Origin of the sequence: Salmonella enterica subsp. diarizonae, from assembly GCF_008692785.1 — a bacterium.
Taxonomy (GTDB): domain Bacteria; phylum Pseudomonadota; class Gammaproteobacteria; order Enterobacterales; family Enterobacteriaceae; genus Salmonella; species Salmonella diarizonae.
In genome coordinates this window covers 763,494-788,358 of record NZ_VXJV01000001.1, presented here as the reverse complement: position 1 = coordinate 788,358, position 24,865 = coordinate 763,494, and the positions used below count along the sequence as shown (strand labels likewise).

The 24,865-nt window shown below is 53.2% G+C and carries 22 protein-coding genes; 9 read left to right on the top strand and 13 right to left on the bottom strand.

Annotated features, from left to right (window positions below):
• Nucleotides 1-81: 81 nt before the first annotated feature.
• From F4V72_RS03825 to F4V72_RS03765, 12 genes are all read right to left on the bottom strand, one after another.
• Nucleotides 82-246, bottom strand: a complete 165-nt coding sequence (locus F4V72_RS03825) for a DUF2556 family protein (RefSeq protein ID WP_000620015.1) — start codon at nucleotides 244-246, stop codon at nucleotides 82-84.
• 82 nt (nucleotides 247-328) lie between these two features.
• Nucleotides 329-1,213, bottom strand: a complete 885-nt coding sequence (yhdJ, locus tag F4V72_RS03820; RefSeq protein ID WP_053508312.1) for an adenine-specific DNA-methyltransferase — start codon at nucleotides 1,211-1,213, stop codon at nucleotides 329-331.
• Between the two features lie 85 nt (nucleotides 1,214-1,298).
• Entirely contained in the window at nucleotides 1,299-1,595 is a 297-nt protein-coding gene (gene fis / locus F4V72_RS03815; protein WP_000462905.1) for a DNA-binding transcriptional regulator Fis, read from the bottom strand.
• 25 nt (nucleotides 1,596-1,620) lie between these two features.
• On the bottom strand, nucleotides 1,621-2,586 hold the full coding sequence (dusB, locus tag F4V72_RS03810) for a tRNA dihydrouridine synthase DusB (RefSeq protein ID WP_023246345.1): 966 nt from the start codon (nucleotides 2,584-2,586) through the stop codon (nucleotides 1,621-1,623).
• A 561-nt stretch (nucleotides 2,587-3,147) separates the two neighbouring features.
• Nucleotides 3,148-4,029, bottom strand: a complete 882-nt coding sequence (gene prmA / locus F4V72_RS03805) for a 50S ribosomal protein L11 methyltransferase (protein WP_136057974.1) — start codon at nucleotides 4,027-4,029, stop codon at nucleotides 3,148-3,150.
• Between the two features lie 11 nt (nucleotides 4,030-4,040).
• A complete protein-coding gene (panF, locus tag F4V72_RS03800; RefSeq protein ID WP_136057975.1) occupies nucleotides 4,041-5,492 on the bottom strand; it encodes a sodium/pantothenate symporter in 1,452 nt (483 codons plus the stop codon).
• On the bottom strand, nucleotides 5,482-5,724 hold the full coding sequence (locus F4V72_RS03795) for a YhdT family protein (protein ID WP_000340021.1): 243 nt from the start codon (nucleotides 5,722-5,724) through the stop codon (nucleotides 5,482-5,484). The genes panF and F4V72_RS03795 overlap by 11 nt, the downstream gene beginning before the upstream one ends.
• 108 nt (nucleotides 5,725-5,832) lie before the next feature.
• Nucleotides 5,833-7,182, bottom strand: coding sequence for an acetyl-CoA carboxylase biotin carboxylase subunit (gene accC / locus F4V72_RS03790; protein WP_000884627.1), 1,350 nt, complete (start codon nucleotides 7,180-7,182; stop codon nucleotides 5,833-5,835).
• A gap of 10 nt (nucleotides 7,183-7,192) precedes the next feature.
• The gene (gene accB, locus F4V72_RS03785) at nucleotides 7,193-7,663 is read right to left on the bottom strand and encodes an acetyl-CoA carboxylase biotin carboxyl carrier protein (RefSeq protein ID WP_000354626.1); all 471 of its coding nucleotides are present in this window, start codon (nucleotides 7,661-7,663) and stop codon (nucleotides 7,193-7,195) included.
• Nucleotides 7,664-8,055: 392 nt separating this feature from the next.
• Nucleotides 8,056-8,655, bottom strand: coding sequence for a protein-methionine-sulfoxide reductase heme-binding subunit MsrQ (gene msrQ / locus F4V72_RS03775; RefSeq protein WP_023246349.1), 600 nt, complete (start codon nucleotides 8,653-8,655; stop codon nucleotides 8,056-8,058).
• Complete coding sequence (gene msrP / locus F4V72_RS03770) at nucleotides 8,656-9,660, bottom strand: protein-methionine-sulfoxide reductase catalytic subunit MsrP (protein ID WP_000723876.1); 1,005 nt, start codon at nucleotides 9,658-9,660, stop codon at nucleotides 8,656-8,658.
• Nucleotides 9,661-9,777: 117 nt separating this feature from the next.
• Entirely contained in the window at nucleotides 9,778-10,752 is a 975-nt protein-coding gene (locus tag F4V72_RS03765) for an MDR family oxidoreductase (RefSeq protein ID WP_053529436.1), read from the bottom strand.
• 203 nt (nucleotides 10,753-10,955) lie between these two features.
• On the opposite strand from F4V72_RS03765, the gene csrD reads away from it, so the two are divergent.
• The 8 genes from csrD (at nucleotide 10,956) to tldD (ending at nucleotide 23,412) form a co-directional block, all read left to right on the top strand.
• Nucleotides 10,956-12,896, top strand: coding sequence for an RNase E specificity factor CsrD (gene csrD / locus F4V72_RS03760; RefSeq protein ID WP_023246351.1), 1,941 nt, complete (start codon nucleotides 10,956-10,958; stop codon nucleotides 12,894-12,896).
• A gap of 307 nt (nucleotides 12,897-13,203) precedes the next feature.
• Entirely contained in the window at nucleotides 13,204-14,247 is a 1,044-nt protein-coding gene (gene mreB / locus F4V72_RS03755; RefSeq protein ID WP_000913396.1) for a rod shape-determining protein MreB, read from the top strand.
• A 64-nt stretch (nucleotides 14,248-14,311) separates the two neighbouring features.
• A complete protein-coding gene (mreC, locus tag F4V72_RS03750) occupies nucleotides 14,312-15,367 on the top strand; it encodes a rod shape-determining protein MreC (RefSeq protein WP_023246352.1) in 1,056 nt (351 codons plus the stop codon).
• Nucleotides 15,367-15,855, top strand: a complete 489-nt coding sequence (gene mreD / locus F4V72_RS03745) for a rod shape-determining protein MreD (RefSeq protein WP_023246353.1) — start codon at nucleotides 15,367-15,369, stop codon at nucleotides 15,853-15,855. The genes mreC and mreD overlap by 1 nt, the downstream gene beginning before the upstream one ends.
• Nucleotides 15,856-15,863: 8 nt before the next feature.
• Nucleotides 15,864-16,457, top strand: coding sequence for a Maf family protein (locus tag F4V72_RS03740; protein ID WP_023246354.1), 594 nt, complete (start codon nucleotides 15,864-15,866; stop codon nucleotides 16,455-16,457).
• The gene (gene rng / locus F4V72_RS03735; RefSeq protein WP_000123192.1) at nucleotides 16,447-17,916 is read left to right on the top strand and encodes a ribonuclease G; all 1,470 of its coding nucleotides are present in this window, start codon (nucleotides 16,447-16,449) and stop codon (nucleotides 17,914-17,916) included. The genes F4V72_RS03740 and rng overlap by 11 nt, the downstream gene beginning before the upstream one ends.
• A 105-nt stretch (nucleotides 17,917-18,021) precedes the next feature.
• Complete coding sequence (yhdP, locus tag F4V72_RS03730; RefSeq protein ID WP_136057976.1) at nucleotides 18,022-21,822, top strand: AsmA2 domain-containing protein YhdP; 3,801 nt, start codon at nucleotides 18,022-18,024, stop codon at nucleotides 21,820-21,822.
• A gap of 144 nt (nucleotides 21,823-21,966) precedes the next feature.
• A complete protein-coding gene (gene tldD, locus F4V72_RS03725) occupies nucleotides 21,967-23,412 on the top strand; it encodes a metalloprotease TldD (RefSeq protein WP_023246356.1) in 1,446 nt (481 codons plus the stop codon).
• 136 nt (nucleotides 23,413-23,548) lie between these two features.
• Here the strand turns inward: tldD and aaeR are convergent, their stop codons facing one another.
• Nucleotides 23,549-24,478: an HTH-type transcriptional activator AaeR gene (gene aaeR / locus F4V72_RS03720; protein WP_053508299.1), complete on the bottom strand. Its 930-nt coding sequence runs from the start codon at nucleotides 24,476-24,478 to the stop codon at nucleotides 23,549-23,551.
• Between the two features lie 181 nt (nucleotides 24,479-24,659).
• Between aaeR and aaeX the strand changes: the two genes are divergently transcribed.
• Nucleotides 24,660-24,863 (top strand): p-hydroxybenzoic acid efflux pump operon protein AaeX, encoded by a 204-nt coding sequence (gene aaeX / locus F4V72_RS03715; RefSeq protein WP_000051840.1) that lies wholly within the window; start codon nucleotides 24,660-24,662, stop codon nucleotides 24,861-24,863.
• The last annotated feature ends 2 nt before the right edge of the window (nucleotides 24,864-24,865 follow it).

Genomic DNA, 24,865 nt, shown 5'->3' with positions numbered 1-24,865 from the left:
AAAGTGTTTTAATACCCTGATTTTATAAGGGATAAAAGAAATCCAGGCGATAAATAATCATAGGTTAAATCGCCCGGTTCGCTACTCCAGATCGGTACAATTGATCAATTTGAGAGGGTTAACAGAGTCCATGTTTCGACACTTATCCTGTTCAGTCGCCATCAATTCGATCCATTGCATCAAAAGCGCATCAAAAAGAAAAACGGAGACGGCAAAAACAACCAGCCACCAATACTTACGTATCATCGTCAAATCCTGTGTATTCATGCCCATGCGTGCTGGGAATATACATGAAATTTTGACGCTGAAAAGCGGACTTACAATGCTTTTACTTCTCTGAAAATAGCGCATTTATCCCAACATTTCGCCGCTTTTTTGATAGGTTTTTTGTCTTTCTCTTTTTAACTTTTGCAAGTTCATTTTCTGAATAATGCGAAGTGATGCTCAATCTTCTGAGACCGATTTTTACGTACTCATTATTGATTTCAATACCGATAAACTTACGTCCTGACATCGCTGCGACAGCGCCCGTAGTAAAACTACCCGCGAAAGGGTCCAGCACGGTATCTCCTGGGTTAGAAGAGGCCAGTATGATCCGTCTTAACAGCGCGCTGGGTTTTTGCGTAGGATGGTTTTCATATTCATCCATCAGATAACGTACGCGTGGAAATGACCAGACGTTGCCCGGTACTTTTTTCTGATTGTATGGTTGGGGCGGGTTTTTTCGATAATCAATTAGCGCGCGCTTAGCGCCCGTCGTGGTCTCGACCAGAATCGCGTCGCGGTTAAAGGTATAGCTTTTCGGGTTTTTTACCATCATCAGGATTGGTTCATACATAGAACCAAAGTATTTTTTCGCCTGTACCCCGGAACTATCATAGGACCAGACGATACGGCTTTTGATGGTAAAAAGCGTTCGGCATTTGAGATCGATATACGGCATATTTTCTGTGCTGTTCATGATGTACATGGTGCCGTGTTTCTTCAGCACGCGGTAGCATTCATCAACGCATTCATACAGCCAGGCCAGAAAAGATGCTTCATCCCAGGATTCCACCATACCGTCGAAATCTTTTCCGATATTGTACGGCGGATCGGCAAAAATTAAGTCAATGCTTTCAGAAGGCAGTTTTTTAAGTTCTGTTAGCGCGTCACCGTGAATAATCTTCTTCGATTCATCGCCAAAGTACTGAGGTTCACATTCCGCTTTCATGACCAAATTCCATATGGTGCGTATAAAAAAGGCGCTTCCCCATGCCGAGTAGCGCCTTTTTAAACAAGCAGTTAGCTAATCGAAATTAGTTCATGCCGTATTTTTTTAATTTTTTACGCAGCGTACCACGGTTGATGCCCATCATCAGAGCAGCACGGGTCTGGTTACCACGGGTGTATTGCATCACCATGTCCAACAGGGGCTGTTCTACTTCAGCCAGTACCAGCTCATACAGGTCATTAACATCCTGACCGTTCAGTTGAGCAAAATAGTTCTTCAGTGCCTGTTTAACCGAGTCACGCAGGGGTTTTTGGGTTACCTGATCCTGAGAGTTAACGGTAGAAACGGTCAGTACGTCAGAATTTACGCGTTGTTCGAACATAGTTCTGTCAGCTCTTTATTTCTGTTTACGCAAAATTTTCGAAGTATGCCTCCAACGCCTCCAGCTGTTCGCTGGCGTCCTCAATAGCGTTGAATGTGCGCCGAAACTGGTCATTTGGAGCGTGCTCCTGGAGATACCAGGAGACGTGTTTACGCGCGATTCGGTACCCTTTTGCCTGACCGTAAAAGTCATGCAGTTCCCGAACATGCGCGCAAAGCAAGCGCTTCACCTCTGCCAGCGGCAGCGGCGGGAGCAGCTCCCCAGTGTCCAGATAATGCTGGATTTCCCGAAAGATCCAGGGTCTTCCCTGAGCTGCGCGGCCTATCATCAGGGCATCCGCCCCTGTATAGTCGAGAACAGCTCTGGCTTTACGCGGGTTAGTAATGTCGCCATTCGCGATAATCGGAATGGAAACTTTCTGCTTAACTGCCCGAATACTGTCATATTCAGCTTCTCCGTTGAACAAACAGGCGCGGGTGCGGCCATGGATGGTCAGAGCCTGAATACCACAATCTTCAGCCAGTTGGGCAATCTCTACGCAGTTACGGTATTCCGGCGCCCAGCCGGTGCGAATCTTGAGAGTCACAGGAACGTCCACTGCGTTTACGACCCCGATGAGTATAGACTTCACTAAATCCGGGTACTGCAAGAGGGCTGAACCTGCAAGCTTACGATTCACTTTCTTCGCCGGGCACCCCATATTGATATCAATAATCTGGGCGCCGCTTTCCACGTTAATACGTGCGGCATCGGCCATCTCAACCGGGGAGCCGCCGGCAATTTGCACCGTGCGAATACCTGGCTCATCAACGTGCACCATCCGTAAACGAGATTTATCGCTTTCCCACACTTGCGGGTTAGAAGACATCATCTCGGATACTGTCAATCCTGCTCCCATCTCATAGCACAGCGTCCGAAAAGGTCTGTCAGTAATGCCAGCCATGGGCGCTGCGATCAGGCGATTTCTGAGCTGATATTGTCCGATGCGCATGAGTTAAGAAATGACCATACTGTGACTGCAAGGCGGCGTATATTACGCATTTTTTGCACGAGATGAAAGGCCAAACTTTGAACAATCCACTGTTGTAGATCAATGAATCGTGCTTAAAAACAGTAAAATAAATTGATAATTCATTAAAATCATAGAGTTATTCATTGTTGTCGGTTTTGTACGCGCTTACAAATTCCCGTAACTTCTCTATATTTCTTCGTCCAGGAACAAGATGAACGGGATAATCTGCTTTTTTTATAAGCTAATTACCCCAAATGAATGGGATCGCCGTCTCGTTTCAGGACAAGATCACTTTCCCGCTGCGCGTGATTTTTCACCATTGCCAGCCTGAAGGGGGAGATTGCCACAAGCGTTCCTTAGCGTGCCTCCTGCAAACATCATCACGACAACGGCAAGTTCGCCGTTCGAATTTCGAGGCGTTTAATTGGATGGATTATTATATAAATCAATAAATTATTTAATATTATATCGAAGTAGCAGAAAGGCGTTAAGGCGAGTTGTGTGGAGAAAAGCGTGGCCAGGCGACCACGCAGACAAGAACTATTTCTTACGGCCAGTAATGCGGCACCACTCTTCTTTTTCAACGACCGGGTCGAGAGTGAAAAGCTCGGCGTAAGCGTCGCAGACGCTTTCCGCCTGGCTGGCAAGAATACCGGAAAGGCCCAGCAAACCGCCCTCAACGGGTAGCACGCTGATTAACGGCGCCAGTTCGCGTAACGGGCCAGCAAGGATGTTAGCGACGACCACGTCGGCTTTCATGGCGTCTGGCTGGTCTTTCGGCAGATACAGCTCCAGCCTCTCAGACACGCCGTTGCGTTCGGCATTATTGCGACTGGCCTGGATAGCCTGTGGATCGATATCAATGCCAATCGCCTTTGCCGCCCCCAGCTTCAGCGCGGCAATCGCCAGAATGCCGGAACCGCAGCCGAAATCGATCACGGTTTTGCCGTTGAGATCGAGCCCGTCCAGCCATTGCAGACATAAGGATGTGGTGGGGTGCGTACCCGTACCGAACGCCAGTCCCGGGTCGAGCATCACGTTGACCGCATTCTCGTCCGGGATATCGCGCCAACTGGGGCAAATCCACAGACGTTCGCCAAAGCGCATCGGGTGGAAATTATCCATCCATTCGCGTTCCCAGTCTTTATCTTCCAGTTGTTCGATTTTATGGGCAAATCCGGCGCCCAGCAGGGGATGTTGCTCCAGAATCGCGACAACGTCTTTCATGTCGGTTTCGGCGTCGAACAGACCGATCACATCGGTATCGCCCCACAGACGGGTTTCGCCCGGCAACGGCTCAAAAACCGGCGTATCGTGCGTATCCTGAAAGGTGATGGAGACGGCGCCCGCTTCCATCAGCGCATCACTCAAATCTTCAGCATTCGCGCCGGTGGTATTCAGTTTCAATTGGATCCATGGCATGGCAAAACTCTTTATTTATCAGTAGACAATACGGTGGCTTGCGAAGCGGAGAAACCGAATCGGTTTCCGATCAGAAAAGCCAGTAAACTTAACAGTAACGCGGGCACAATCGGATGAAAGCCCAGATACTGAATATTAAATGTGGCAAGCAGGGCATATAGCACGCCGCCCACGATCATGGCGCTTAACGCGCCTGCCGCGTTTGCCCGCTCCCAATAAAGGCCCAATACCAGCGGCCATAAGAACACCGCTTCCAGGCCGCCAAACGCCAGCAGGTTGAGCCAAATGATCATCTCTGGCGGTTTCCACGCGGCCAGCAGCAACAGCGCGCCTAACAGTAATGTGATCGCTGCCGACATACGCTTCAGCCGGATCTCATTTTGCATCTGATCGGGGCGCAGGTTGAGATAGAGATCTTTAATGATCGTCGCGGAACTTTGCAGCAGTTGGGCGTTAATTGTCGACATGATCGCCGCCATTGGCGCAGCAAGGAAGATCCCGGCGGCAAACGGCGGCAAGACTTTCACCATCAGGGTGGGGATCACCAGATCCGGCACCGTCAGATCCGGAAGCACCGCACGACCCAGCGCGCCGGCAAGGTGCATTCCGAACATTAAAATCGCCACGACAATCGTACCGATAATAATGCCCCGGTGTACCGCTTTACTATCTTTATAGGAGATGCAGCGCACCGCCGTATGCGGCAGGCCAACCACGCCAAAACAGACCAGTACCCAAAAAGAGGTCATAAAGGCGGGAGAAAGTATGTTATCGGCACCCTGCGGCGTCACCAGTTTGGGGTCGAGAGCGTGTAGCGTGTCAACGGCCTGGCTTAAACCGCCCGCCGCATGAACCACGCCGACCAGCAATACTACTGTGCCGATCAGCATCACCAGGCCCTGTAACGTATCGTTAAGTACGCTGGCGCGAAAGCCGCCAAACGCCGTATAGAGTGCGATACTGACCCCAAATATGAGCAGGCCGGTTTCGTAGGGAATCCCCGCTGCGGTTTCCAGCAGCCGCGCGCCGCCGATAAATTGTACGGTCATTGCGCCAATAAACGCGACCAATAAACTCAGGCTTGCCAGCCATACCAACAGGCGGCTTTGGTAGCGGGCGAATAGCATATCGTTAAGCGTAACGGCATTATAGCGACGCGCCAGAATAGCGAATTTTTTACCCAGAATACCCAGTGAAAGCCAGACGGCGGGAAGCTGGATCATCGCCAGCAATACCCAGCCTAAACCGTATTTATAAGCCGCGCCGGGACCGCCGATAAATGAACTGGCGCTAATATAGGTGGCGGTAAGCGTCATCGCGAGCACGATCCCGCCCATCGAACGGCTGCCAAGAAAGTATTCGTTTAAAAAGGTGCCTGCGGTACGTTTGCGCATGGCGTAAACGGAGATCCCGAATACCACAACCAGATAGGCTACCAGCGGTAGAATGACCTCAAGCTGCATCGTCATCCTCCAGCGGAATATCGCGATAAATGAATTTCACCATCGCCCAGCACAGCAAAATAAAGACCAGCGGCGTCAATAAGCAGGCCATCTCGAACCAGTGCGGCAGACCGGTAATTCCCGGCGAGTTTCCAGGTAAGTAAGCAGCCACTAACCATACCGCCAGATAGCAAAGGGTCAGCCACAGCGCCCAGCGCGCCTCTTTATGGGCCTGAACAAAACGAGCGTCCATTTTTTGTCCCTTGTGGGTGAAGAAAGCGGGAATTGTACATGATGGGGCATCGCTATCCCCAGAAATAAAAAAGGCCGGATTAACCGGCCTTTTAAGATTAACGTGCGATTACTTTTCCTGAAGACCGAGTTTTTTCTCCAGATAGTGGATGTTGGTTCCACCGTGCTGGAAGTGCTCGTCATTCATGATGCGGGTCTGCAGATCGATATTGGTTTTTATACCATCGATAATCAGTTCCTGCAGGGCATTTTTCATACGGGCAATCGCCACGTCGCGGTTTTCACCGTAGCAGATAAGTTTGCCAATCATGGAATCATAGTACGGCGGCACCGTGTAGCCCGCGTAGATATGGGATTCCCAGCGAACGCCAAAGCCGCCTGGCGCATGGAAGCGCGTGATTTTGCCGGGGCTTGGCAGGAAGGTGTTCGGATCTTCGGCGTTGATACGGCATTCTACCGCATGGCCGCGAACCACAACTTCGTCCTGAGTGATCGACAGCGGCTGACCCGCCGCGATGCGCAACTGTTCTTTGATCAAATCGACGCCGGTAATCATTTCAGTCACCGGGTGTTCAACCTGAATACGGGTGTTCATTTCGATGAAATAGAACTCGCCGTTTTCGAACAGGAATTCGAACGTCCCTGCGCCGCGATAGCCGATGTCTACGCACGCTTTCGCGCAGCGTTCGCCGATATAGCGACGCAGTTCCGGCGTAATGCCTGGCGCCGGGGCTTCTTCAACCACTTTCTGGTGGCGACGCTGCATGGAACAGTCGCGTTCCGCCAGATAGATAGCGTTGCCCTGGCCGTCCGCCAGCACCTGAATTTCGATGTGGCGTGGATTTTCCAGGTATTTTTCCATGTACACCATGTCGTTACTGAAAGCCGCCTTCGCTTCCGCTTTGGTCATGGAGATGGACTGCGCCAGTTCAGCATCGCTACGAACCACGCGCATACCGCGGCCGCCGCCGCCGCCGGACGCTTTGATGATCACCGGATAGCCAATACGTTTGGCATGAGCGCGGTTCGCATTCATATCGTCGCCCAGCGGGCCGTCAGATCCTGGCACGGTCGGCACGCCCGCTTTTTTCATAGCGGTAATAGCGGACACTTTATCGCCCATCAGGCGGATGGTGTCCGCTTTCGGGCCGATAAAGATAAAGCCGGAACGTTCAACCTGCTCGGCAAAATTGGCGTTCTCAGAAAGGAAGCCGTAGCCCGGATGGATTGCCACCGCGCCGGTGATTTCAGCGGCGCTAATGATAGCCGGGATGTTCAGATAACTTTTTACGGACGGCGCCGGACCAATACAGACCGTCTCATCCGCCAGCAATACGTGTTTTAAATCGCGATCCGCGCTTGAGTGCACAGCGACGGTCTTGATGCCGAGTTCTTTACAGGCACGAAGAATACGTAGTGCGATCTCGCCGCGGTTGGCGATGACTATTTTATCCAACATGTTCGCCTCGTTACTCGATGACGACCAGTGGCTCGTCAAATTCTACCGGTTGACCACTTTCGACCAGAATCGCTTTCACAGTACCTGCTTTGTCTGCTTCGATCTGGTTCATCATTTTCATGGCTTCAACGATGCACAGGGTATCGCCCACGTTCACTTTCTGGCCCACTTCGATGAACGCTTTCGCGTCCGGGCTTGGGGTGCGGTAGAAAGTACCAACCATTGGGGAGCGTACGATGTGACCACTGATTTCCGCTGCGGCAGGCGCTTCCATTGCTGGAGTAGCCGCTGGCGCGACAGCGTTAGACAGAGCAGGTTGCTGCATCATCGGCGCCGCATAAGCCTGCTGCATCACCGGAAAACCGGCATTTGCCGTTGTGCGGCTGATGCGAACAGATTCTTCGCCTTCAGAAATTTCCAGTTCGGAGATACCTGATTCTTCAACCAGCTCGATCAGTTTTTTAATCTTACGAATATCCATGAGTGGGTTCCGTACTCTTTGTTTAGTGTGATTGTGACAGGCGTTTTAGCGCCGTCTGTAAAGCATGTGAATGACTGCCGCGGGTAAAATACCGCGCATCTTTGATTTGCCTGTTATGCCGTAGCACCCGAAGGTGAAATTCATGATTTGCCAGTCATTGTGCGGCTATCTTCTGCCATTTTCGGGCAAAAAACAAAATATACCTTCATTGCACGATTGTCACCCTTTCTGCGAACGAAAATCGCCGTGGGGGAATGCAAAGTCGCACATTATAACTATTTCGTCGCAATTGGCAGCTAAATACTGGTCTTATCAGGGAAGATTATCAACCCAAAACATGCAAAGGACATTGCCTGTTTTGCGTTTTGCAATCGACCGCACAATTCACCAAACTAGCGCCACCACTGGCGAAACTTCCGGTAACGCAACGCTAAAAGGGCTAATGCTAATGCCGCGTAGATGACCGGTTGCGGTGATAAAATCTTTACCGACCACAGATAATGTATGGGGGCCAGGATCACGACAAGATAGACGACGTTATGCAGTGTTTGCCAGCGTTTACCCAATTTACGCTGCGCAAATTGCGTTGAGGTCAACGTCAGAGCCAATAACACCAGCCAACTAATGATCCCAAGCGTCAAATAAGGACGTGAAAGCAGCTCGCTTCCTAACAACGCCAGGTTATGTATCCCCAGTTCCAGCAAGGCATAGCTGGTTAAATGCAGTGTGGCCCAAACGAAACACCATAGTCCCAACAGGCGGCGTGTGCGTATCAATAATGGCTGTTTAGCGTAGCGCGCCAGCGGTGAAACCAGCAAGGTGGCGAGCAAAAATTTGAGCGCGGTTCTGCCGGTAAAGTGTTGGATATCCTTTACCGGGTCTGCGCTTAGCCCACCCTGATTTATTGCCCAAAAGAGCCACAGAAGCGGCAAAAAACCGGCAAGATGCAGGCAAACTTTTAGCCAGGTTATCTGTTTTGCTGTCAGACGCACTTAAAAATTCTCCCGCAAATTGAGACCGCGATACAGCGAAGCGACTTCATTGGCGTAGCCGTTAAACAGTAGCGTCGGCTGTCTTTGCACATCAAGGATACCGCCTGAACCAATAAAGCGTTCAGTAGCCTGAGACCAGCGTGGATGATCCACATGCGGGTTCACATTGGCGTAAAAACCATATTCGTTGGGAGCCGACAAATTCCAGGTGGTTGGCGGGCGTTCGCGGGTTAGTTTAATGCTGACGATAGATTTAATACCTTTAAAACCATACTTCCATGGAACGATGAGTCGAATGGGCGCGCCGTTTTGCGGGGGTAACGCCTTGCCATAGACGCCGACGGTCATCAGAGTAAGCGGATGCATGGCTTCGTCCAGACGTAGCCCCTCAACATAAGGGTATTTCAGTCCGCCGCCAATAAAGCGATCTTTCTGTCCCGGCATATCATCCGGCGCGTATAGCGTTTCGAATGCCACATATTTAGCGTGGCTGGTGGGCTGTGCCTGCGCGAGTAGCTTATATAAAGGGAAACCAATCCACGGCACGACCATGGACCACGCTTCGACGCAGCGCATCCGATAGATACGCTCTTCTAATGGGAAACGATGCGTTAAATCGTCGTAATCCAGCGTAAATGGCTTCGCGACTTCCCCGCTGATTTTCAACGTCCACGGTTCGGTTTTCAGACTACCGGCATTGGCCGCCGGGTCGGCTTTATCGAGGCCAAACTCATAGAAATTATTGTAGCCCGTTACTTTATCTTCCGGCGTTAACGCTAAATCACTTCGCCAGGCGGCAGGCTGACTAAACTCAAGCGGTTTACCAGCAGGCGCTTTCGGACGATCGTTGCCTTTAAACCAACTGAATAGATCGGCCTGCGCCGTTGAGGGTAAGGATAAGGCAGCCGCGCTGATGCCTAACGCTTTTAGCACCTGTCGGCGCTGCATAAAAAAAGCCGATTCCGCAGTCACATCGGCTTCTGTTAATGGACGTATTTTTTTCATAACAGACTCCCGGTATACCCACCACAACACGGCGTGGCGTGTAGTGAATATGACAGGGAGTATGTCAATGTGTAAAAATAAATAGTTAATTAAGTGTAAATTTTTTTATACGTGACGTTATTTTATCTTCACCAGCGTACGGCCCTGAACCTGATTATTAATGATGGCATCGGCAAACTTCGGGGCATCGGCCAGGTCTATCTCGGTTGCCGCCTGGGTGTAGAAGGCGTCCGGCAGGCCATTTACCAAACGTTTCCACGCCTCGGCGCGGCGCGCTGGCGGCGTCATAACGGAATCCACGCCCTGCAGACGTACGTTGCGCAGAATAAAGGGCATGACAGTAGTTGGCAGAGCAAAGCCGCCAGCCAGGCCGCAGGCTGCGACGCAACCACCATAGTTCATTTGCGCCAGGATTTTCGCCAGCACGCTATCGCCGACCGTATCAACCGCGCCTGCCCAAAGCTGTTTCTCCAGTGGGCGGGCGTCGGTGAACGCATCGCGCGGCAGAATGCGGTTAGCGCCAAGCGCGCGTAAATAATCATGGGTACTTTCACGGCCGGATACCGCAACGACCTGATAACCTAATTGATGCAGCAGCGCGACCGCAGTGCTGCCTACACCGCCGCTGGCGCCGGTAACAACGATTTCGCCATCTTCAGGGCGGATGCCGGCCTCTTCCAGCGCCATTATGCACAGCATGGCGGTAAAACCGGCGGTGCCGATGATCATGGCGTTACGGCTGCTCAGTCCCGCAGGCAGCGCGATCAGCCAGTCGCCTTTAACGCGTGCGCGTTCGGCCAGGCCGCCCCAGTGGTTTTCGCCCACGCCCCAGCCAGTCAGTAGTACTTCCTGGCCTGCATGAAAGCGAGGATCTTCGCTTGCGCGAACGGTGCCGGCGAAATCAATACCAGGAATCATCGGAAAATGACGGATAATTTTCCCTTTCCCGGTGATAGCCAGAGCATCTTTATAATTCAGGCTGGACCAGTGGACATCCACCGTCACATCACCCTCTGGCAGTTGACTCTCTTCGAGATATTGCACGGATGCGAGGGTTTTATCGTCCTGCTGTTCTAAGATCAACGCCTGCATAACCTGTCCTCACTTTACATGGTAGATTGGAAAAATAACTACGAAGACTATACTCGCTAATTAAAACGTGATGCCGATACAACGCAATAAATTGCCAGACAGACCCATTTTGGTAGTATGCCTGCTTCATTGCGCGCCGTGGCGAATTCCGCCTTCAGATTCGCTTTTTCATACTGTTTATAACTGTCGGAGTTAACTCAAGGATGCGATTAACGACGAAATTCTCAGCTTTTGTTACGCTGCTCACGGGGTTAACGATCTTCGTGACTCTGATAGGCTGCTCTCTAAGCTTTTATAATGCCGTACAGTATAAGTATGTATGCCGTGTGCAGGCGGCGGCGACAGCGATGGATACACACCTGGTGACCCGCGATATTGTTTCGCTGACGCCGCGAATCGACGAACTCATGATCGCTTCCGATATTGTGCGCGTCGATCTGTTGCAGGGGGAGCACCGGGTCTACAGCCATTCTCGCGCCAGAGGTTATCGGCCAGCCGGCACCAGTGACACGTATCGCGAGCTGGTCGTGCCGCTGGTCAAACATCCGGGTATGTCGCTACGTCTGGTTTATCAGGACCCGATGGGCAACTATTTTCACTCACTGATCGCTACGGCGCCGCTGACACTGGCGATCGGCTTTATCGTTCTGATTCTGTTTTTATCGGTGCGCTGGCTGCAACGGCAGCTTTCCGGGCAAGAGCTTCTGGAAATTCGCTCAACGCGTATTCTGAATGGCGAACGCGGACCGAATGTCCGCGGTTCTGTTTATGAATGGCCGACGCGCACCAGCAGTGCACTTGATGTGTTGCTTTCCGAAATTCAGTTTGCTCATGAACAGCGTAGCCGCCTGGACACGCTAATTCGCTCCTACGCCGCGCAGGACACCAAAACCGGACTCGGTAACCGTCTGTTTTTTGATAACCAACTGGCGACGCTGCTGGAAGATCAAGAAAAAGTGGGGGTACATGGCGTGGTGATGATGATCCGCTTGCCAGACTTCAATCTTCTGCGCGACAGCCTGGGCGGCAATCAGGCGGAAGAACAGATGTTTATGCTTATCAATTTGCTATCGACATTTATTATGCGTTATCCAGGCTCGTTGCTGGCGCGCTATCACCGTAGCGACTTTGCCGTGCTGCTACCGCATCGAACGCTGAAAGAAGCGGAAAGTATTGCCGGACAACTTTTAAAAGCCGTCGATGCGCTACCGGCTAACAAAATGCTCGATCGTGACGATATGGTACATATCGGCATTTGCGCCTGGCGCAGCGGGCAGTCCACCGAGCAGGTGATGGAGCATGCTGAAGCGGCGGCGCGGAATGCTGCCCTGCAGGGAGGGAATAGCTGGGCTATCTACGACGACTCATTGCCGGAAAAAGGACGCGGCAATGTGCGTTGGCGCACGCTGATTGAGCAGATGCTAAACCGGGGCGGACCGCGACTTTATCAAAAACCAGCGGTTACGCGAGAAGGCCGCGTGCATCATCGGGAATTGATGTGTCGCATCTATGACGGTAAAGAAGAGGTTAGCTCGGCGGAGTATATGCCGATGGTGCTGCAATTTGGTTTATCGGAAGAGTATGACAGATTACAAATTAGCCGCCTGATTACGTTGCTGGGCTACTGGCCGGATGAAAATCTGGCAATGCAGTTAACGGTCGAGTCGCTGATTCGTCCGCGTTTTCAGCGCTGGTTGCGCGATACATTAATGCAGTGTGAAAAATCACAGCGAAATCGCATAATTATTGAACTTGCGGAGGCGGATGTTTGTCAACACATCAGTCGGTTACAACCCATCCTTCGCTTAGTCAATGCGCTTGGCGTTCGGGTGGCGGTGACGCAGGCGGGTTTGACGCTGGTCAGCACGAGCTGGATTAAAGCGCTTAATGTGGAATTACTCAAGCTACATCCGAGTCTGGTCAGAAACATTGAGAAGCGAACGGAAAACCAGCTTCTGGTTCAAAGTCTGGTAGAGGCCTGCGCGGGTACGCCTACGCAGGTCTACGCGACGGGCGTCCGTTCACGGGGCGAGTGGCAGACGCTGACAAAACGCGGCGTGGCTGGCGGGCAGGGTGATTTTTTTGCCTCCTCCCAACCACTTGACACAAACGTGAAAAAATATTCGCAAAGATACTCGGTTTAACCTGCCGTTTAATTTGTTTTCACGTAGAATAACGCGCGCTGTGCCTCATGGGGGTGTGCTTGTCTGCTCGCCAGATTGTTGCAGCAAATATGCAGGTGAATGACCTTTGACAGGTTGCAAACGAAAGCGAGGATTGCTGCTGATTTTTTCAGCCCTGAGGGACTCAGGCCGAGATTTGTAACAAAGGAAACGAACTGCACTAATTTTCACCGTAGCAGATGATTTTTGCGCCTTGTCGCTGCTGCGTGTGGTTGGTAAAGTAAGCGGATTTTGTTTTCCGCCCCAGCTTTCAGGATTATCCCTTAGTATGTTGAAAAAATTTCGTGGCATGTTTTCCAATGACCTGTCCATTGACCTGGGTACCGCGAATACCCTCATTTATGTAAAAGGACAAGGCATCGTATTGAATGAGCCTTCCGTTGTGGCCATTCGTCAGGATCGTGCCGGTTCGCCGAAAAGCGTGGCTGCGGTCGGTCATGATGCGAAGCAGATGTTGGGCCGTACGCCGGGCAATATCGCGGCGATCCGTCCGATGAAAGACGGCGTTATCGCTGACTTCTTTGTGACCGAAAAAATGCTTCAGCACTTTATTAAACAAGTGCACAGCAACAGCTTTATGCGCCCAAGCCCGCGCGTACTGGTATGCGTGCCGGTCGGCGCGACGCAGGTAGAGCGCCGCGCAATTCGTGAATCCGCTCAGGGCGCTGGCGCTCGAGAAGTGTTCCTGATTGAAGAGCCGATGGCGGCGGCAATCGGCGCCGGTCTGCCGGTCTCTGAAGCGACCGGTTCGATGGTCGTCGATATCGGCGGCGGTACGACGGAAGTCGCCGTGATCTCCCTGAACGGCGTAGTGTACTCCTCGTCCGTGCGTATCGGCGGCGACCGTTTCGACGAAGCGATCATCAACTATGTACGCCGTAACTATGGCTCTCTGATTGGTGAAGCGACCGCAGAACGCATTAAACATGAAATCGGTTCTGCTTATCCGGGCGATGAAGTGCGTGAAATCGAAGTGCGCGGTCGTAACCTGGCGGAAGGTGTTCCACGCGGCTTTACCCTGAACTCAAACGAGATTCTGGAAGCGTTGCAGGAACCGTTGACCGGTATCGTCAGCGCGGTAATGGTGGCGCTGGAACAGTGTCCGCCGGAGCTGGCGTCCGATATCTCCGAGCGCGGTATGGTGCTCACCGGCGGCGGCGCGCTGCTGCGTAACCTTGACCGTCTGTTAATGGAAGAGACGGGTATTCCTGTCGTGGTTGCTGAAGATCCGCTGACCTGTGTGGCGCGCGGCGGCGGCAAGGCGCTGGAAATGATCGATATGCACGGCGGCGACCTGTTCAGCGAAGAGTAGTTGGACACAGGCAGGATTATCCCTGGATGGTCCTGCCTCTCCGACGCGAGAATACGCATAGCCTATGAAGCCAATTTTTAGCCGTGGCCCGTCGCTACAGATTCGCCTTATTCTGGCGGTGCTGGTGGCGCTCGGCGTTATCATTGCCGACAGCCGCCTGGGGACGTTCAGTCAAATCCGAACGTACATGGATACTGCCGTCAGTCCTTTCTATTTTATTTCAAACGGTCCTCGTGAACTGCTCGACAGCGTGTCGCAAACGCTGGCTTCTCGCGACCAGCTTGAACTGGAAAACCGGGCGCTGCGCCAGGAATTACTGCTAAAAAACAGCGACTTGCTGATGCTGGGACAGTACAAACAGGAGAACGCGCGGTTGCGCGAGCTGCTGGGGTCGCCGCTGCGTCAGGACGAGCAGAAAATGGTGACGCAGGTTATTTCAACGGTTAACGATCCTTACAGCGATCAGGTCGTTATCGATAAAGGCAGCGTCAATGGCGTGTATGAAGGTCAACCGGTCATTAGCGACAAAGGCGTCGTAGGGCAGGTTGTCGCCGTGGCGAAACTGACCAGCCGTGTACTGCTGATTTGCGATGCGACTCATGCGCTGCCTATTCAGGTGCTGCGCAATGACATCCGTGTGATTGCTGCCGGTAACGGCTGTACTGACGATCTTCAGCTTGAACATCTGCCCGCCAATACCGATATTCGCGTCGGCGATGTGCTGGTAACGTCCGGACTTGGCGGTCGTTTCCCGGAAGGTTATCCGGTGGCGGTGGTCTCCTCCGTCAAGCTGGACACTCAGCGCGCCTATACGGTCATTCAGGCGCGGCCTACGGCAGGGTTACAGCGTTTGCGCTATCTGTTGTTGCTGTGGGGCGCAGATCGTAACGGCGCTAACCCGCTGACGCCGGAAGAGGTTCACCGCGTAGCTAATGAGCGCCTGATGCAGATGATGCCGCAGGTGTTGCCTTCTCCGGATGCGATGGGGCCGCCGGCGCCAGTGCCGGACCCGGCGACGGGGATTACTCAGCCATCTGCGGGCCAGACTGCGCCGGTATCAACGCAACCATCGCCTTCGGGCGCGACCACGCCGCCTGCGCGTGCGCCGGGAGGGCAATAGTGGCGAGCTATCGTAGCCAGGGGCGCTGGGTTATCTGGCTCTCGTTTCTTATTGCGCTGTTGCTGCAAATCATGCCCTGGCCGGACGACATCATTGTTTTCCGGCCAAACTGGGTTTTGCTCATCTTACTGTACTGGATTCTGGCCTTGCCGCACCGCGTAAATGTGGGGACGGGATTTGTGATGGGTGCCATACTTGATCTCATCAGCGGTTCCACACTCGGCGTTCGCGCTCTGTCGATGAGTATTATCGCCTACCTGGTCGCTCTGAAATTCCAGCTCTTCCGTAACCTGGCGCTCTGGCAGCAGGCGCTGGTGGTGATGTTGCTTTCACTGGCTGTGGACATTATTGTTTTCTGGGCCGAGTTTTTAGTGATCAACGTCTCTTTCAGACCGGAAGTGTTCTGGAGTAGTGTAGTTAATGGCGTGCTGTGGCCCTGGCTCTTCTTGCTGATGCGTAAAGTACGCCAGCAGTTTGCTGTACAATAAAGGTCGATATGACAACTCTGTATCTTGCTTCCGGTTCCCCGCGTCGCCAGGAATTATTGACTCAACTTGGATTTTCATTCGAGCAGGTCGTGCCTGGTATTGAAGAGCAGCGGCGCGCTCAGGAAAGCGCGCAGCAGTATGTTGTTCGGCTGGCGCGCGAAAAGGCGCAGGCTGGCGTGGCGCTGGTTCCCCGTGATCTGCCGGTTTTGGGCGCGGATACGATAGTCGTGTTAAATGGCGAGGTGCTGGAAAAGCCGCGCGACGCTGTTCATGCCGCAGCAATGCTGCGTTTACTTTCCGGAAATACGCATCAGGTGATGACTGCTGTCGCGCTTGCGGACTCGCAGCAGATACTGGATTGTCTGGTGGTGACGGAGGTGACTTTCCGCACGCTTTCTGCGCAGGACATTGCTGGCTATGTCGCCAGCGGCGAGCCTTTAGATAAAGCAGGTGCATACGGTATTCAGGGGCGGGGTGGCTCTTTTGTCAGGAAGATAAATGGCAGCTATCACGCCGTCGTCGGCTTACCGCTGGTTGAAACGTATGAGTTGTTGAGTCATTTTAACGCACTGCGTGATAAAAGGGATAAACATGACGGCTGAATTGTTGGTAAACGTAACGCCATCGGAAACGCGCGTGGCGTACATTGATGGCGGTATTCTTCAGGAAATCCATATTGAGCGCGAAGCGCGACGCGGAATCGTAGGCAATATCTACAAAGGTCGTGTAAGTCGTGTACTTCCAGGTATGCAGGCGGCTTTTGTAGATATTGGGCTGGATAAAGCCGCATTTCTTCACGCTTCCGATATTATGCCGCACACCGAATGCGTGGCGGGCGACGAGCAAAAACAGTTTACTGTGCGCGATATCTCCGAACTGGTGCGTCAGGGGCAGGATCTGATGGTGCAGGTGGTGAAAGATCCGCTCGGCACGAAAGGCGCGCGTCTGACCACGGACATCACGTTGCCCTCCCGTTACCTTGTTTTTATGCCCGGCGCGTCGCACGTTGGCGTCTCCCAGCGCATCGAAAGCGAAAGTGAACGCGAGCGCCTGAAAAAGGTGGTGGCGGAATACTGCGACGAACAGGGCGGGTTTATTATCCGTACCGCGGCGGAAGGCGTGTGTGAAGAGGATCTCGCGTCTGACGCTGCCTATCTCAAGCGTGTCTGGACGAAAGTCATGGAGCGCAAAAAGCGACCGCAAACGCGTTATCAGATGTATGGCGAACTGGCGCTGGCGCAGCGCGTGCTGCGCGATTTCGCCGATGCGCAGTTGGACCGAATTCGCGTCGACTCACGTCTGACCTATGAGTCGCTGCTGGAGTTTACCGCAGAATACATCCCGGAAATGACCAGTAAACTGGAGCATTACAGCGGTCGTCAGCCGATCTTCGATCTTTATGACGTGGAAAATGAGATCCAGCGCGCGCTGGAGCGTAAGGTTGAACTCAAGTCCGGCGGTTATCTTATTATCGACCAAACCGAAGCGATGACCACGGTAGATATCAATACCGGCGCGTTTGTCGGACACCGTAATCTCGACGACACCATTTTTAATACTAATATTGAAGCGACTCAGGCTATCGCCCGCCAGCTACGCCTGCGTAATCTGGGCGGCATTATCATTATTGATTTTATCGACATGAATAATGAGGATCACCGCCGCCGGGTGCTGCATTCGCTGGAACAGGCGTTAAGTAAGGATCGTGTGAAAACCAGCATTAACGGTTTTTCGCCGCTGGGGCTGGTGGAAATGACTCGCAAACGGACCCGTGAAAGCGTGGAACATGTGCTTTGTAACGAGTGTCCAACCTGTCATGGCCGCGGGACGGTAAAAACGGTGGAAACCGTCTGCTATGAGATTATGCGTGAGATTGTACGTGTCCATCACGCTTATGACTCCGATCGCTTCCTGGTTTATGCTTCTCCTGCGGTAGCGGAAGCGCTGAAAGGCGAAGAATCACACGCGCTGGCGGAAGTCGAAATCTTTGTCGGCAAACAGGTTAAAGTTCAGGTCGAACCGCTTTATAACCAGGAGCAGTTTGACGTCGTAATGATGTAAAAGACCGCACCCCGTACGAGCATTGCAGGCCGGATAAGGCGTTCACGCCGCCATCCGGCAAAACGAGGTTGTGAGTCGTATTTTTTGGCAGACAAGGAGAGACGCGTGAGGCGATTGCCGGGGATTTTATTGCTCACTGGAGCCGCGCTCATCGTCATTGCAGCGCTGCTGGTTAGCGGGCTGCGCCTGGCGTTGCCTCATCTGGACGCCTGGCGTCCAGCTATCCTGAATAAGATAGAGTCCGCGACCGGCGTGCCGGTGGCTGCCAGTCAACTCTCCGCAAGCTGGCAAAATTTTGGCCCTACGCTGGAAGCGCATAATATTCATGCCGCCCTGAAAGATGGCGGCGAACTGTCGATAAAACGCGTTACGCTGGCGCTGGATGTCTGGCAAAGCCTGTTGCATATGCGCTGGCAGTTTCGCGACCTGACCTTCTGGCAGCTCAATTTCCGCACCAATACACCTCTTCAAAGCAGCGACGGGGAAGGCATCGAAACCAGCCGTTTAAGCGATCTTTTCCTGCATCAGTTCGATCATTTCGATTTGCGCGATAGCCAAATTAGCTTTCTGACGCTTTCCGGACAACGCGCGGAACTGGCGATCCCACAGCTTACCTGGCTAAACGGCAAAGACCGGCACCGCGCCGAAGGCGAGGTCAGCCTCTCCAGCCTGACCGGGCAGCACGGCGTAATGCAGGTGCGGATGGATTTACGCGATGACGACGGTCTGCTGAATAATGGCAGAGTCTGGTTACAGGCCGACGATATTGACGTCAAGCCATGGCTGGGTAGGTGGATGCAGGATAACGTGGCGCTCCAGACGGCGCGTTTCAGTCTGGAAGGCTGGATGACGCTCAGTAAAGGTGAAATCGCCGGAGGAGACGTCTGGCTGAAACAGGGCGGCGCAAGCTGGCTGGGCGATAACGCGACGCATACGCTGTCTGTCGATAACCTGACGGCGCACATTAGCCGTGAGCAGCCGGGCTGGCAGTTTTATATTCCCGACACGCGGATTACGCTTGATGGTAAGCCCTGGCCGAGCGGAGCGTTAACCGTGGCCTGGCTCCCGCAGCAGGACGTCGGCGGGAAGAATCACACTCGTAGCGATGAACTGCGCATTCGCGCCAGTAATCTTGAACTGGCAGGGCTGGAAGCATTACGTCCGCTGGCGGCTAAACTGTCGCCTGCGCTGGGCGAAATATGGCAGGCTACGCAGCCGAGCGGAAAGATCGCCACACTGGCGCTGGATATTCCGCTACAGGCGACCGAAAAAACGCGTTTTCAGGCATCGTGGGAAAATCTTGCATGGAAACAGTGGAAGCTGTTGCCTGGCGCGGAACATTTTTCCGGTACGCTGGCGGGAAGCGTAGAAGACGGGCAGATGAAGGTTGTGATGCAGCAGGCCAAAATGCCCTATGAAACAGTTTTTCGCGCGCCGCTGGAAATTGAAAACGGCGTCGCGACGCTTAGCTGGTTGAAGAATGAGAACGGCTTTCAGCTTGATGGCCGTGACATTGATGTAAAAGCAAAGGCGGTACATGCGCGTGGCGGGTTCCGCTATCTGCAACCAACGGGCGATGAACCGTGGCTGGGCATTCTGGCCGGAATCAGTACCGACGACGGGTCACAGGCGTGGCGCTATTTTCCGGAAAATCTGATGGGCAAAGCGCTGGTAGATTACCTTAGCGGCGCGATTCAGGGCGGCGAGGCGGATAACGCCACGTTGGTTTACGGCGGTAATCCGCACCTCTTTCCCTATAAGCATAACGAAGGTCAGTTTGAAGTGCTGGTGCCGCTACGCAATGCGACGTTTGCCTTTCAACCCGACTGGCCTGCGCTAAAAAATCTCAATATTGAACTGGATTTCCTGAACGACGGCCTGTGGATGCGCTCGGATAGCGTCGATTTGGGCGGGGTGAAGGCCAGCAAACTCGCGGCGGCGATTCCGGATTATTCCAAAGAGAAACTGCTCATTGATGCCGATATTCACGGGCCGGGAAAAGCCGTTGGACCTTATTTCGACGAGACGCCGCTAAAAGACTCGCTTGGTTCGACGCTGGCGGAGCTACAATTAGATGGCGATGTGAATGCTCGCTTACATCTTGATATTCCTCTGGATGGCGAACAGGTTACCGCCGAGGGCGATGTCTCGTTGCGTAATAACAGCCTGTTTATTAAGCCGCTAAACAGCACGCTCAAAAATTTGAACGGTAAATTCAGCTTTGTGAATGGCGCGCTAAAAAGCGGGCCGCTGACGGCAAACTGGTTTAATCAGCCGCTTAACCTGGATTTCAGTACGACGGAAGGGGCAAAAGCGTATCAGGTAGCCGTCAACCTTAACGGTAACTGGCAGCCAACGCGTATGGGGGTCTTACCGCCGCAACTGAATGATGCCCTGAGCGGCAGCGTGGCGTGGAATGGTAAAGTCGGCATCGATCTTCCGTATCACGCTGGCGCTACCTATAACATCGAGCTGAACGGCGACCTGAGAAATGTGAGCAGTCACTTACCTTCTCCGCTAAATAAACCCGCAGGCGAAGCCATTCCGGTGAACATTAAAGCTGCCGGCAACCTGAAAAGCTTTGCGCTAACGGGGAGCGCAGGGAGTAAAAATCACTTTAATAGCCGCTGGTTATTAAATCAGAAACTGACGCTGGATCGGGCCATCTGGACGACGGACAGCCGGACGATTCCGCCATTGCCTGCTCAACAAGGTGTTGAACTCAATCTGCCGGCGCTGGATGGCGCGCAATGGCTGGCGCTATTCCAGAAAGGCGCGGCGGATAACGTGAGCAGTTCGGCCGAGCTTCCCCAACGCGTCACGTTACGAACTCCTGCGCTATCGCTGGGCGGCCAGCAGTGGAACAATTTGAGCGTCGTTTCAGTCCCTTCGCTGAATGGAGCAAAAATTGAAGCGCAGGGCCGTGAGGTGAACGCCACGCTGACTATGCGCAGTCATGCGCCGTGGCTGGCGAACATTAAGTATCTGTATTACAACCCTGGCGTCGCAAAAACGCACGCCTCGTCGTCAACGCCGACATCGACGTTTGCTTCGGCAAACACTATTAGCTTCCGCGGCTGGCCGGATTTACAGCTTCGCTGCGAAGAGTGCTGGCTGTGGGGGCAAAAATATGGGCGTATTGATGGCGATTTCGCCATCAAAGGCAATACGCTGGCCCTGACGAATGGCCTGATCGATACCGGATTCGCTCGTTTGAAAGCGAACGGCGAGTGGGTGAATGCGCCGGGCAATGAACGAACCTCGCTGAAAGGCAGTCTGCATGGCCGTAACCTGGACGCGGCTGCCGGGTTCTTCGGCATCTCGACGCCAATCCAGAACGCGTCGTTTAACGTAGATTACGATCTGCACTGGCGAAACCCGCCCTGGCAACCTGATGAAGCCACGCTCAACGGGATTTTACGTACGCGTCTGGGTAAAGGCGAGTTTACTGATCTAAGTAGCGGTCATGCCGGGCAGCTACTGCGGCTGCTCAGTTTTGATGCGTTACTGCGTAAACTGCGGTTTGACTTTAGCGATACCTTTAGCGAGGGCTTCTATTTCGACTCTATCCGTAGTACCGCGTGGATTAAAGATGGCGTCCTGCATACTGACGATACGCTGGTGGACGGGCTGGAAGCAGACATTGCAATGAAAGGTTCCGTCGATCTGGTGCGCCGTCGTCTTGATATGGAGGCTGTCGTTGCGCCGGAAATTTCCGCCACGGTGGGGGTCGCCGCGGCTTTTGCCGTTAACCCGATTGTCGGCGCGGCGGTATTTGCCGCCAGTAAAGTGTTGGGGCCGCTATGGAGCAAGGTCTCCATTCTGCGTTATCGCATTACCGGTCCGGTCGATGCGCCGCAGATCAACGAAGTTCTGCGCCAACCGAGAAAAGAAAGCCAGCAATGATTTGACGGGGGCGAGGAATTGCCCCACTCTCAGTACATAGTTATGCCGGATGACGCTGCGTTTATCCGGTTTGCACAACCTAACAACATAGGCCGGATAAGGCGTGTGCCGCCATCCGGCAGAAATCAACGAGTAGCAAAAACGATGAGTCTGAACCTGGTAAGTGAACAATTGCTAGCGGCGAACGGCCTGAAACATCAGGATCTGTTCGCTATCCTCGGCCAACTGGCCGAACGCCGTCTTGATTATGGCGATCTCTATTTTCAGTCGAGCTATCACGAATCCTGGGTTTTAGAAGACCGCATCATTAAAGATGGTTCATATAATATCGACCAGGGCGTTGGCGTTCGCGCCATTAGCGGCGAAAAAACCGGTTTTGCTTATGCTGACCAGATAAGCCTCCTGGCGCTGGAGCAGAGTGCGCAGGCCGCGCGAACCATTGTACGCGATAACGGCGAAGGCAAGGTAAAAACGCTCGCCGCCGTAGATCATCAGCCGCTCTACACCACCCTTGATCCGTTGCAAAGTATGAGCCGCGAAGAGAAGCTGGATATCCTCAGACGCGTTGATAAAGCGGCGCGAGAAGCCGATAAACGCGTGCAGGAAGTCAACGCCAGCCTGACTGGCGTATATGAATTAATCCTCGTGGCGGCGACCGACGGGACGCTGGCGGCGGATGTCCGTCCACTGGTGCGTTTGTCCGTTAGCGTGCAGGTGGAAGAAGATGGTAAACGTGAGCGCGGCGCCAGCGGCGGCGGCGGTCGCTTTGGTTATGAGTATTTTCTTGCCGATCTCGACGGCGAGGTTCGCGCCGACGCGTGGGCGAAAGAAGCGGTACGCATGGCGCTGGTTAATCTTTCTGCGGTCGCGGCGCCAGCGGGGACGTTACCGGTGGTTCTGGGCGCCGGGTGGCCGGGCGTATTGCTGCACGAAGCGGTCGGACACGGGCTGGAAGGCGATTTTAACCGTCGTGGAACGTCTGTATTTAGCGGTCAGATCGGCGAGCAGGTTGCCTCCGCGCTTTGTACCGTAGTGGATGACGGCACAATGATGAACCGTCGTGGCTCCGTCGCTATCGATGATGAAGGTACGCCAGGCCAGTACAACGTATTGATTGAAAATGGCGTACTGAAAGGGTACATGCAGGACAAGCTGAATGCGCGCCTGATGGGCGCTGCGCCGACCGGTAACGGGCGTCGCGAATCTTACGCGCATCTGCCGATGCCGCGTATGACCAATACCTATATGTTGGCGGGGCAGTCAACGCCGCAGGAAATTATCGAATCCGTTGAGTACGGCATTTATGCGCCTAACTTTGGCGGCGGTCAGGTGGATATCACCTCCGGCAAGTTTGTATTCTCTACTTCGGAAGCGTATCTGATTGAAAACGGCAAAGTCACAACGCCGGTGAAGGGGGCGACGTTGATTGGATCAGGCATTGAAACGATGCAACAGATCTCCATGGTCGGCAACGACCTTAAGCTGGATAACGGGGTGGGGGTCTGCGGTAAAGAGGGCCAAAGCCTGCCGGTAGGCGTAGGCCAGCCGACGCTGAAAGTCGATAACCTGACGGTTGGCGGCACCGCATAACTGTCCGCCTTATCAGGCCTGCGGTGTGTGCCGCCCAGGCCTGATAAGCGCAGCGCCATCAGGCAATGTCTGCGCTGGGTGGCGGCATAAATGCCTTATCTGGCCTACAACCGTCTCCAGCAATTACCCGGTGTTTTTATTTTTCTTTTCCTAGCCCGCGCATCCCCTGAAACAGGTGTGCGACATCGACAAAATAGTCAGTTAACGCGTTAATCACTACCTGCACTTTAAGCGGCAGCTTATCTTTTTCGGTGTACAGCGCATATACCGGTCGGGGATCGGACTGATAGCGAGGCAGCAGGATCTCCAGATCGCCACGATTGATCTCATCGATCACCCACATCAGCGGCACATAGGCGATCCCGGTACCGGCGGTCAGCCAGCGTACCAGCGTCATCGGATCGTTAGTAACGAACCGTCCCTGTGGAATCAACCGGGTAGAAATTCCTTCCGGCGCGATAAGTTCAAACTCATTATCCGGGCGTACGCTATATTCCAGCCAGGAATGGTTGCTGAGATCGGCGGGTTTTTCCGGGGCGCCGAACTGGGCGAGGTAGGGCCTGGCGGCGCACACAACCATCGGCATCGCGCCCAGTCGACGGGAAAACAGGCTGGAGTCTTGCAGCGCGCCCACGCGGATCACCACGTCCAGCCCGTCTGCAATTAAATCCGGGGCAGGAATTCCCGTCACCAGATTAACTGCCAGACCGGGATACTCTTTTAATAATTTCGCGGTAAGCCCGGCCAGCACATTTTGCGCCATGGTTGAAGAACAACCGATACGCAATGTACCGATTGGCGTGTTATTAAAAGCGTAAAGCTGCTCGTGAACATCCTGCACTTCATGCAACATGCGACGACAGCCCTGATAATAGATTTTTCCAGCTTCGGTGAGCCCAATGCTGCGCGTGCTGCGGTTGAGCAATTTAACCTGAAGCTCATCTTCCAGTTTTGCCACAGTCTGGCTGATGGACGACACGCTCATTTGCAACTGTCTGGCTGCGGCGGTAAAAGAGCCAAACTCGACAACTTTGGCGAATACCGACATTCGTTTTAAACGTTCCATTATTCACTCTGGCTTAAAAGTGATTTAGATCACATAATATAGATAACAGCATAACAATTACGCTAATATACTATTATTCGAATAAGAGCTATGTCGCTCTCGCCTGGCGTCTCTTGCCCTTCTCTGCGGCGATGTAGCTTAACAATCTATCGCCTGCTCTCTCTCAGAAATCAAGGTCAACATGAGTCTGTTTCCCGTTATCGTGGTGTTTGGTCTTTCCTTCCCACCGATATTTTTTGAATTGCTTTTGTCACTGGCTATTTTTTGGCTGGTGCGTCGGATGCTTGTGCCGACGGGCATCTATGATTTTGTCTGGCATCCGGCTTTGTTCAATACCGCGCTGTATTGTTGTCTGTTTTATTTAATATCGCGCCTGTTCGTTTGAGG